This window comes from Salegentibacter sp. (genome assembly GCF_036568425.1).
Classification (GTDB): Bacteria; Bacteroidota; Bacteroidia; order Flavobacteriales; family Flavobacteriaceae; genus Salegentibacter.
Window position 1 is genome coordinate 18465 of the sequence record NZ_DATCSO010000072.1, and the last position, 10822, is coordinate 29286.

The following is a 10822-nucleotide window of genomic DNA, read 5'->3' on the forward strand; positions in this document are numbered from 1 at the left end:
CTCAAAATTTTCATTTTGAATATAGAAATAAACCTTAATTTTGGTAAGCTCAAACAGCATAACCTATGAAACTCTTCAGATTACTTTTTCTTACTTCTTTTCTTATTATTTCCGGCAATTCCTTTTCGCAGGATTTCAGCGTAGATTTCGAAACCTTCACGCTGGAAAACGGACTAAATGTTATTTTTCACGTAGACAGATCAGATCCTGTGGTGGCTGTAGCCTTAACAGCGCACGTGGGCTCGGCCAGGGAAAAGGAAGGGCGAACAGGCTTTGCACATCTCTTTGAGCATCTTTTATTCCTGGAATCTGAAAACCTTGGGAAAGGTGGTCTGGATAAGATGAGTGCACGTATTGGTGGTTCGGGGGCAAATGGTTCTACCAGCCGGGACCGCACAAATTATTTTCAAACAGTTCCGAAGGATGCCTTAGAAAAAATGATCTGGGCCGAAGCCGATAAACTCGGGTTCTTTATCAATACCGTCACCGAGCCGGTGCTTGCCAAGGAAAAACAAGTAGTAAAAAATGAAAAACGCCAGCGGGTAGACAACAGTCCATACGGACACACCTTTGCTGTTATAGACAAAAACCTCTATCCTGAAGGCCATCCTTATAACTGGCAGGTTATTGGTTCCCTTGAAGACCTGCAAAGTGCAACTCTGGCAGATGTAAAGGAATTTTATAACAAATGGTATGTCCCCAATAATGTTACCTTAACAATAGCCGGTGATTTCGATACGGAACAGGCTAAGGAATGGGTGCACAAGTATTTTGATGAGATCCCTGCCGGGGAAGAGATCAAAAGACAGGAGAAACAACCCGTAGCGTTATCTGAAACCAAAAATTTATTTTACGAAGATAATTTCGCCCGCCTACCGGAACTAACGCTGGCCTGGCCGGGAGTATATTCCTACCACGAAGATTCCTATGCGCTGGAAGTATTGGCCAATTACCTGTCCCAGGGGAAAAATGCGCCGCTTTATAAAAAGCTGGTAGAAGAAAAGCAACTCACAGACAGGGTACAGATGTTTAATTACACCTCTGAACTAGCCGGGCAGATCATGCTTCAGGTGAGGGCTTATGACCAAACCGACCTTGACTCGGTTCACCAGGCTATTAAAGAAACTTTTGCTGAATTTGCTAAAAAAGGAATATCAGAAAAAGATCTGAAACGCATAAAAGCGGGACAGGAAACCAGGTTTTATAACAGTCTCTCCAGTGTAATGGGAAAAGGTTTTCAGCTGGCACAATACCAGATCTTTGCTAACGATCCCAATTACATCAATAAGGATGTGGATAATATCCTTGCGGTAACTGCTGCCGATGTGCAAAGGGTTTTTGAAAAATATCTCTACAACAAAAATTATGTAGCCACTTCTTTTGTTCCGAAAAACCAGCAAGACCTGGCCCTGGCAGGCGCGATGGAGGCCGATATTACCGAGGAAGAAATAAAAGAAGACGCCGAAGACGAGGTTGACCCAAATGCCGAGGTCACTTACGAAAAAACACCTTCAAGTTTTAACCGAAGTATAGAACCTCCCTACAGTGCTGCTCCAGAATTAAAGGTTCCAGAAATTTGGGAAAGCAGAATGCCATCGGGACTTGAGATTTTGGGAATAACCAATTCTGAAGTACCCCTGGTGAAATTCAGCCTGGAGATCGGGGGCGGTTTAATGCTGGAGGAGCCCGGGAAAACCGGAGTTTCTAATTTGCTGGCTAAACTAATGACCAAAGGCAGCAAAAATAAAACCCCCGAAGAACTTGAAGAAGCCATAGAATTACTGGGAGCCGATATCCGTATAAATGCAGGAGAAGAAAAAATCACTATTAGCGGCAGCACCCTGGCCCGAAACTATTCAGAAACCATGGAGTTGGTAGAAGAAATCCTTCTCGAGCCACGTTGGGATGAAGCCGAGTTTAAACTGGTAAAACAACAAGCCCTGAGCCAAATTAAACAGCAGAATGCAAATCCTAACAGCATTGCAAAACGCGAATTCCAGAAACTCATCTATGGCGAAAATCATATGCTATCCAATCAAATCATTGGAACTGAAGAAAGCCTGGAAAAAATAGGTCTCCAGGACCTCAAAACTTATTACAGAGAGAATTTTTCGCCACTTAATGCAAGCTTTAATATCGTGGGAGATATAGAAAAGAAAGAGGCCCTGGATGCATTAAAGAGTATCTCGGCAAACTGGCCACCACAACAGGTAAGAATTCCGGAGCTCCCACAACCTCAAAAACCAAAGCGATCCAGAATTTACTTTTATGATGTCCCGGGTGCAAAACAATCCATTTTTAGGTTTGGCGCTCCTGCTCTATCTGCAACCGATGAGGATTTTTATCCGGCCGAAGTGATGAACTACCGGCTTGGCGGAGGTGGTTTTGCATCACAGCTTACCCAGCAACTTCGTGAAGGAAAAGGCTACACCTATAACATCCGTTCGGGATTCTATGGAGAAAGAAATACCGGGCCTTTTATGATAAGCAGCGGAGTTAGAACTAATATTACTTATGATGCGGTAAAGCTCATCAAGGAAATTCTGGAAGATTATCCCACGAATTATGACCAGGAAGACCTGGAGATTACTAAAGGCTTTATGATAAAAAGTGCAGCCAGGAAATTTGAAACCCTCAATGCCAAACTCGGAATGCTGAGTGACATCAGCAATTATGAGCTGGACCATAATTATATGAAACAGAGGGAAGAGCTGGTAAATAATTTTTCGGTTTTAGAAATCCAGGAACTGGCCGAAAAATATATCAATCCCGATCAAATGTATTTCCTTATCGTTGGCGATGCTGAAAGTCAATTAGAAAAGTTGGAGGAGCTTGGCCTGGGAACACCTGTTTTACTTAACAAAAAGGAACTAGAATGATACTTTACTTTGTCCTACTTGCCGTAGGACTTTTAGTATTGATTTATGGAGCGAATTATCTGGTGGAAGGCGCTTCGGCTTTAGCTAAAAAGTTTAAAGTTTCCGATCTGGCGATAGGTCTTACTATTGTAGCCTTTGGAACTTCGGCGCCCGAGCTGGTGGTGAACAGTATTGCTTCCTTTCAGGGGCACCAGGATATCGTTTTTGGGAATGTAATTGGTAGCAATAACTTCAACTTATTTATCATTTTGGGAATTACAGGACTCCTCACTCCGCTGGCCGTTCAATCGAGTACTGCCTGGAAAGAGATTCCTATTTCGCTTGTAGCGATCGTCATTTTATTCATGATGGTAAATGACGCCGTACTTACTTCCAATGCTGAAAATCTTCTATCGAGATGGGAAGGGATTTTACTGCTGGTTGGTTTTATCGGCTTTTTATTCTATGTGTACAAACAATTAACTTCAGAAGAAAGCATAGAAACGAGTCCTGAGAAGAAATTACCCAATCTAAAAATGAGTCTGTTTATCGCAGGAGGTCTCGCAGGCCTGGTCATTGGCGGTCAGTTGGTGGTGACCAATGCCATCTCTATCGCCGAGAATTTAGGCATCAGTGAAAAAATTATTGGCTTAACAGTAATCGCAGCCGGCACCTCTTTACCCGAACTAGCCACCTCCATCGTAGCCGCAGCCAAGAAAAACGCCGATATTGCGGTAGGCAATATCGTGGGGTCTAATATTTTCAACATCCTTCTTATCCTGGGAACTGCTTCTGTGATAAGCCCGGTGAGTTACAGCGATTCCTTTAATGTAGATCTATACATCTTTGCGGGTGGAACAATCTTCCTTATTCTTGCCATGCTAACGGGGAAACGCAAAATCCTGGACCGATGGGAAGCAGCAATCCTGCTTATCTTTTACCTGGTTTACACGGTCTATCTTGTCGCCCGGGAATTATAAGAATTTTAACTGAAGAGTATAAAAAACAGTTTAATTTTATACTGATGAAAAAACTACTTTTAATCCTTACCGGAATCCTCCTGCTAAGCTGTAACAATGAAGCTAAGGAGAGGAAAACTAAATTGAAAATCAATAATCTCCAGGCCCAGGTAGATGCCCTAAAGGTGGAAAATGATTCCTTACAGGAAGAATTATTCATGTTGGAAAGCCGCAACCCTGTGGTGTTTCCTGAAGCATTTGATACCATTCCAAATCCTGAAGAATTTATCTCGGAGGCTCTAAAAAGTGACCCCGAGCTAATTCCCGAAAAAGGCGTGTTAGGAGGAAAAATGCAGTTTATAAATACCGAAATTCTCAACGAACGCTTTATATGGGCTGAATTTGAAGATGGACACATTAACGGGCAGGCCATTTATCAATACAGACTTTCAAAAGAAGGAAAACCTCAATTCAGGCTGATTTCTAAAATTCATCAATAAAACCTTAGTTGGTTTGGCAAAAAAGATTTCTTACATAACAACTGCAACTATTATTCTAGGGCTGGTTATAGCCTATTTCACCTATCCTCCATTTGGGGATTTTATCGATAAATCATGGGATATCCTTTTAAGCAAGGACGAAGAAAGGATTCGTGACTATTTTAAAGGATTTGGTTTCTGGGGACCTGTGGCCATAGTAATTTTAATGATCCTTCAGATATTCCTTGTTGTTTTTCCCAGCTGGCTCCCCATGATTGTCGCGGTAATGGCTTATGGTTTTATTGGCGGAGTGCTTATCTCGGTGACCGGGGTTTTTCTGGCTTCCAGTTTGGGATACGCCATAGGCAGACTTTTAGGAGAAGACAATCTGGCCAAAGTTCTGGGTAAAAAGAAGAATAAGAAAGTTAATAATATGGTGGAAGAATATGGTTTTTGGGCTATAGCCCTGTTTCGGGTTTCTCCCTTTCTTTCCAACGACGCCATAAGTATTATCGCGGGTATGTTAACTATGGGATACCGAAAGTTTATCCTGGCTACCCTAACCGGAATAACTCCCTTAGCGATCGCTATTGGTTATTTTGCTGAAGATCCCAATACTTTAAAAAACGGACTCTACTGGATAGGTGGTGCCGGACTTTTGGGTTATGGCATCTATGTGTATGTTGATTACACAAACCGTAAAAAACAAAAATAATCGATTTTTTCTTTTTATCTTTTTCTAAATGAAAAAGGTACTTAGATTATCCCTACTTATAATTCTCTCTCTTCCAATACTCTATTTATTGGTAGCCATAGCGGGGGCCTTAATCCCTGTAAATTCAGATTTCCGGGAAACAGAAAAAGGAATTGAAATCTACCTCCGGACCTCAGAGGTGCACACAGATATTGTATTACCTCTAAAGAACGATTTAAAGAACTGGGAAGATGATATTTCGCTTCAACATAGTCTTTCTGGTGTTCCCGGGGCAAAGTATATTTCCTTTGGCTGGGGCGATCTCGAATTTTACAGAGAAGTCCCACTGTGGGAAGACCTGAGTTTAAAAACCGCATTCCGAGCCTTGTTTCTCAAGAGTCCGGCCGCCTTGCACCTGGAGTTTTTGGAAGAACCACCTTCCGAAGAAAAAACCATTCGGCTAAAAGTTAACAGAGAGCAATACCTGAAGCTCACCGCTTTTCTGGAAGACAGTTTTGAATTTGATGCTGAAGGAAATGTACAGCCTATCCAGGACCTGCATTATACCCGCCGGGATGCTTTTTATAAGGCGAAGGGCTCCCTTAGCCTTTTTAAAACCTGCAATACCTGGGCGAATAATGCGCTGAAAAAATCGGGGTTAAAAGCCTGTCTTTGGACACCGCTTTCCGAAGGCATTCTTTATACCTATAAATAGAAATAAAAATTTTAGGATTTAGGGATTCTATAATTTTGTAATTTTAGGTAGTTCCTTAAAAAATTAAATACCATTATTAAAGCCAAACATACCTCCTTTCTTCTTTCAGGAAGCATTCTTGCCTTATCTATTCTGGCGTATTTCATCCTCCCTGCTTTCCGGGAATTTACAGATACTACGGTTAACATCCTGATGAATGGGAATGAGGAATATACCCAGGAGTATTTCAAAGATTTTGGGGTGTGGGGACCAGTTGCGATTATTGCTTTTATCATTTTGCAGATGTTTCTTATTGTTTTTCCTTCCTGGCTTCCCGTAATCATCGCGGTTAGAGCTTACGGTTTTTGGTGGGGTATCCTCCTGGCCCTAACAGGGGTGGTTATAGCCTCTACCATAGGATTTTATATCGGAAAAAGTTTCAAGGGAATCTTTCTAACCAGGATATTTGGCGAAAAAAAGATGGAAAAAATGGATTTCTGGATCAGTAATTATGCTTTTGGTTCGGTGGTGCTGTTCCGTATCTCCCCATTTCTCTCCAATGATGCCATCAGTTTTATAGCGGGGATGCTTCATATGAAATTCAAAAAATTTATGATGGCTACCTTAACCGGAATGGTCCCCTTATCTATAGCTATCGGAATTTTTTCTGAAGATATCTCAAGACTCAAAAGTGGCCTCTACTGGATTGGAGGAGTCGGCCTAATCGCTTATGTTATCTATATCTACATCGATTACAGTAAAAGAAGGAAGAAAGACTCCAAATCCTGAGCCCTAATAATCCGGTTGCTTCCTTAACGTATTTTATAATTTTTTTATCATCTAAGGGAAGAATATTTTCTGCTTAAAGCCTTAACTTAAAGCAGTTAACCAAGACCATTCTAATATGTTGACAGATAAAGATGCAGGTCACAACATTGAAAAATATTATCACCGGCTCGAGAATTCAGCAGATCTTGATCCGTTAATAGACAAGATTGGCGATTCAAAATATGTGCTTTTGGGCGAAGCCAGCCACGGCACCCACGAATATTATACCTGGAGGGCACGAATCTCCAAAAGGCTGATAAAAGAAAAAGGTTTTTCTTTTATCGCGGTAGAGGGCGACTGGCCCGATTGTTATAATATCAATTCCTGGATTAAAAATTATGAAAATGCCCCCAAAGAAATTTTTGAGGTGTTGAAAAGTTTCCGACGCTGGCCTACCTGGATGTGGGCAAACTGGGAGATTGCGGCTTTTGCCACCTGGTTGCGGGACTACAACGACAGCCTCCCTGTAAAGGAAAAAAAGGGCTTTTATGGGCTGGATGTTTATAGCTTGTGGGAATCCATGGAATCTATTGTGGGCTACCTGGAAAAAGAAGATCCCGAAACAGCCAAACTTGCACGGGAAGCGGTTTTATGTTTTGAACCTTTTAAAACCAGGGATTCCTATGCCTCGGTCTTTTCTTCTTCCAAATCAGACTGTAAAAGCGAGGTGGTAAACCTGCTACAGGAAGTGAGGAAAAAAGCCCATAGCTACGACCGGGAGGAAGAAGCCGGATTAAATGCTGAGTTGAACGCTCTGGTGATGGCCAATGCTGAAAAATATTATAAGGCCATGGCAGGCTTTGAGGAAGATTCCTGGAATGTTCGGGACCGGCATATGGCCGAAACCCTGGACAGGCTTATGAAACATCACGGAAAAGACGCCAAAGTTATAGTCTGGGAACACAATACCCACATCGGGGATGCCCGGGCCACCGATATGGCCGCCGACGGGCTCATCAACCTGGGACAACTCGTGCGGGAACAACACCGGGAAGATGGCGTGTGCCTGGTGGGATTCGGCTCTTATTCAGGGTCGGTGATAGCCGGAAAAAGATGGGGCGCTCCCATGGAGAAAATGAAAGTTCCGGAGGCCATTCGCGGGAGCGTAGAAAAGCTTTTGCACCGGGTGAGTCCGCAAAACAAGCTGATCATTTTCGATGAAGACAGGCGCTTAAAAGAAATTTTTTCTGAAGAAATGGGTCACCGCGCAATTGGCGTAGTTTACCATCCCGGTCATGAAAGAGGAAATTATGTGCCTTCCCGACTTGCAGAGCGGTATGATGCATTTCTGTATATCGATAAAACCAGGGGACTACACCCCCTAAAGATCCATCCGCATCCTGAACTAACCCCTGAAACCTATCCCTTCGGAATTTAATTAATGTTCAACCAAATAATAAAAGATTATGCGAATCTTAGATGAAATTACAGAAATACTTGGCGAAGATGCTTCCTACTACCTGGAACACGTTAGCCAAAAAATATCGAAAAACAGGCTCACGGTTCCCGGGCCCAGAAGTATTGAAAATTTTATGGAAAGCGATCGGAATCCCCAGGTACTGAAAAGCCTTTCCCAGTTATATAACCACGGCAACCTGGCGGGGACGGGTTACCTGAATATTCTCCCTATAGACCAGGGAATTGAACATTCGGCGGCTTTTTCCTTTTACAAGAACCAGGATTATTTTGATCCCGAAAATATCATCAAACTGGCATTGGAAGCAGGCTGTAACGGGGTAGCGACCACCTTTGGAGCTTTGGGATTGCACGCCCGAAAGTATGCCCATAAAATTCCGTTTGTGGTGAAAATAAACCATAATGAACTGCTCACCTATCCAAATAAGTACGACCAGATTCCCTACGGAACGGTGAAGGAAGCCTGGAATTTGGGCGCCACGGCTGTGGGAGCTACAGTTTACTTCGGTTCTGAAGAAAGCAGCCGACAAATCCAGGAGATCGCTGTAGCTTTTGAGGAAGCCCACCAGCTGGGAATGGCTACAATACTATGGTGCTACACCAGGAACAGTGAATTCAAGACAAAGAAAGAAGATTTCCATTCAGCGGCAGATCTTACCGGCCAGGCCAACCACCTTGGCGTAACCATCAAGGCCGATATTATCAAGCAGAAATTACCCGAAACCAATAAGGGCTTCAAGACAATAGGCTTCGGAAAATATGATGACGCCATGTATGAGGAACTTACTACCGATCACCCCATAGATCTTTGCAGGCTGCAGGTAGCCAATTGTTATATGGGTAAGATCGGGCTGATCAATTCCGGGGGAGGTTCCAAAGGAGAATCTGATGTTAAGGAAGCGGTTAGAACCGCAGTGGTAAACAAACGTGCCGGTGGCTCGGGGCTTATTATGGGCCGAAAAGCCTTCCAGCGTCCTTTAGCCGAAGGGGTGGATATTTTAAGAAGAGTGCAGGATGTCTATCTGGAACCGCAGGTTACAATAGCATAAAAAGTACTAAGCCTTGCAAGATTTTCAACCGTGCAAGGCTTAAAATTTTACTTAAATCGATTTTACCTTTAGTTCTTTCCTAACCGGTTTTGGAGCAGCATTAAGAGGTTCCCCGTAGAGATCAAAATCGGCAGCCTCGGTGATCTTAATTTCGTAGAATTCTCCGGTCTTTAGGTATGTAGAGGTAGCATCAATCAACACCTCATTATCCACATCGGGAGAATCGAATTCGGTACGGCCTACAAAGTAGTTTCCTTCCTTGCGGTCTATCACCACTTTGAAAATCTGCCCGATCTTCTGCTGATTCAGCTCCCAGGAGATCTGACTTTGTATTTCCATAATCTCGTTGGCGCGCTCTTGTTTTACTTCCTGGGGTACATCGTCCTCAAGATTATAAGCGTGTGTATTTTCTTCGTGAGAATAAGTAAAACAGCCCAGACGCTCAAAACGCATCTCCTTAACCCACTCTTTTAATTCCTGAAAATGAGCTTCGGTCTCTCCGGGATAACCCACGATAAGCGTGGTCCTGATAGCCATTTCGGGTACGATTTTCCGGAAATCTTTCAGCAGCTTTGTGGTCTTCTCGTGGGTGGTGCCACGGCGCATAGATTTTAGCAATTCGGTAGAAATATGCTGCAGTGGAATATCCAGGTAATTACAAACTTTAGGTTCGCGTTTCATCACCTCCAGCACATCCATAGGAAAACCGGTAGGGAAAGCATAATGCAAACGTATCCACTCAATACCTTCCACTTTTACCAGGTTTTCCAGCAATTCGGCCAGGTTTCGTTTTTTATAAAGATCAAGGCCGTAGTAAGTAAGGTCCTGCGCGATCAGGATGAGTTCCTTTACCCCGTTTTTCGCCAGGTTTTTAGCTTCTTTCACTAAATCTTCAATGGGTGTCGACTTGTGACCGCCACGCATAAGTGGGATCGCACAAAATGAACAAGGCCTGTCACAACCTTCAGCAATTTTCAGGAAAGCGTAGTTCTTTGGCGTAGTGGTAAGGCGTTCTCCTAAAAGCTCGTGTTTATAATCGGCTTCCAGGGCTTTTAGTAATCCGGGAAGTTCAGTAGTTCCAAAATAATCGTCCACATCGGGAATCTCTTTCTGAAGATCGGGCTTGTAGCGCTCACTCAGGCAACCGGTCACAAAAACCTTATCTACTTCCCCTTCTTCCTTTTGCTTCACATATTCCAGGATGGTATTTACAGATTCCTCCTTGGCATTATCGATAAAGCCACAGGTGTTTATCACCACGATATTCCCGTCCTGCTCGTGCACTACGTCCTTTTTATTGGCCCGCAACTGCCCCATCAACACCTCGCTGTCGTAAACGTTCTTACTACAACCAAGGGTTACCACATTGATCCTGTTCTTCTTAATCGACTTCGTCCTCATAGAATTCTGTTTTTCCTGCTTTGCTGAAAGCGGGTGCAAAGATACGATCTTAAATTGGAAATCCCTTTCATTGTTTTTTTGTTCTTATTCAGCAGCTATATGAGCCGGATTATGGTCTATTCTTTAAAGGATTTTTAAAAAATAAAGTGCAAATCCCATTACACTTGTGAGGGATTTAATCGAAGTTTCTTTTTAATCTAAAAAAACCTATTTCGTATCTTCCAGTGCAAAAACCACAATAATGAAACGAGCTTTCCTCCTACTTTTTATCCTTCTTTTTACTATTCCTGAAGTTTTTTCGCAGCAGCGCCTCCGTGACCTGGGGATTGAGATTGGGGTACTCCCCACCGGCCCTTTGAACGCCATCACCGATGTGCAGGGCGTAAAGGTTGGGCATAGCAGTTTGATAAAAGGCGATTCGGTGCGCACGGGAGTGACCGCCAT

At 43.1% G+C, this 10822-nt stretch carries 10 protein-coding genes; 9 read left to right on the forward strand and 1 reads right to left on the reverse strand.

Going from position 1 to position 10822, the window contains the following annotated elements; genetic code table 11:
- Positions 1-65: 65 nt before the first annotated feature.
- The 8 genes from VIM94_RS06940 to VIM94_RS06975 all read left to right on the forward strand — a co-directional run bounded on the left by VIM94_RS06940 (position 66) and on the right by VIM94_RS06975 (position 8977).
- A complete protein-coding gene (locus VIM94_RS06940; RefSeq protein WP_332038561.1) occupies positions 66-2879 on the forward strand; it encodes a pitrilysin family protein in 2814 nt (937 codons plus the stop codon).
- Positions 2876-3838: a calcium/sodium antiporter gene (locus tag VIM94_RS06945; protein WP_332038562.1), complete on the forward strand. Its 963-nt coding sequence runs from the start codon at positions 2876-2878 to the stop codon at positions 3836-3838. The genes VIM94_RS06940 and VIM94_RS06945 overlap by 4 nt, the downstream gene beginning before the upstream one ends.
- 44 nt (positions 3839-3882) lie before the next feature.
- Positions 3883-4317, forward strand: coding sequence for a hypothetical protein (locus VIM94_RS06950; protein ID WP_332038563.1), 435 nt, complete (start codon positions 3883-3885; stop codon positions 4315-4317).
- Between the two features lie 13 nt (positions 4318-4330).
- Positions 4331-5011, forward strand: coding sequence for a TVP38/TMEM64 family protein (locus tag VIM94_RS06955; RefSeq protein WP_332038564.1), 681 nt, complete (start codon positions 4331-4333; stop codon positions 5009-5011).
- Positions 5012-5039: 28 nt separating this feature from the next.
- Positions 5040-5705, forward strand: a complete 666-nt coding sequence (locus tag VIM94_RS06960; RefSeq protein ID WP_332038565.1) for a TIGR02117 family protein — start codon at positions 5040-5042, stop codon at positions 5703-5705.
- Positions 5706-5897: 192 nt separating this feature from the next.
- Positions 5898-6473, forward strand: coding sequence for a TVP38/TMEM64 family protein (locus VIM94_RS06965; RefSeq protein ID WP_332038566.1), 576 nt, complete (start codon positions 5898-5900; stop codon positions 6471-6473).
- 115 nt (positions 6474-6588) lie between these two features.
- Positions 6589-7890 carry an erythromycin esterase family protein gene (locus VIM94_RS06970; protein ID WP_332038567.1) on the forward strand — a complete coding sequence of 434 codons (1302 nt, stop codon included), beginning with the start codon at positions 6589-6591 and terminating at the stop codon, positions 7888-7890.
- Positions 7891-7918: 28 nt separating this feature from the next.
- Positions 7919-8977, forward strand: coding sequence for a class I fructose-bisphosphate aldolase (locus VIM94_RS06975; protein WP_332038568.1), 1059 nt, complete (start codon positions 7919-7921; stop codon positions 8975-8977).
- A 51-nt stretch (positions 8978-9028) separates the two neighbouring features.
- Here VIM94_RS06975 and rimO read toward each other — a convergent pair whose 3' ends face one another.
- Positions 9029-10378 carry a 30S ribosomal protein S12 methylthiotransferase RimO gene (rimO, locus tag VIM94_RS06980; protein ID WP_332038569.1) on the reverse strand — a complete coding sequence of 450 codons (1350 nt, stop codon included), beginning with the start codon at positions 10376-10378 and terminating at the stop codon, positions 9029-9031.
- Between the two features lie 241 nt (positions 10379-10619).
- On the opposite strand from rimO, the gene VIM94_RS06985 reads away from it, so the two are divergent.
- Positions 10620-10822: P1 family peptidase (locus VIM94_RS06985; RefSeq protein WP_332038570.1), on the forward strand; the 203-nt coding region annotated here is incomplete at its 3' end.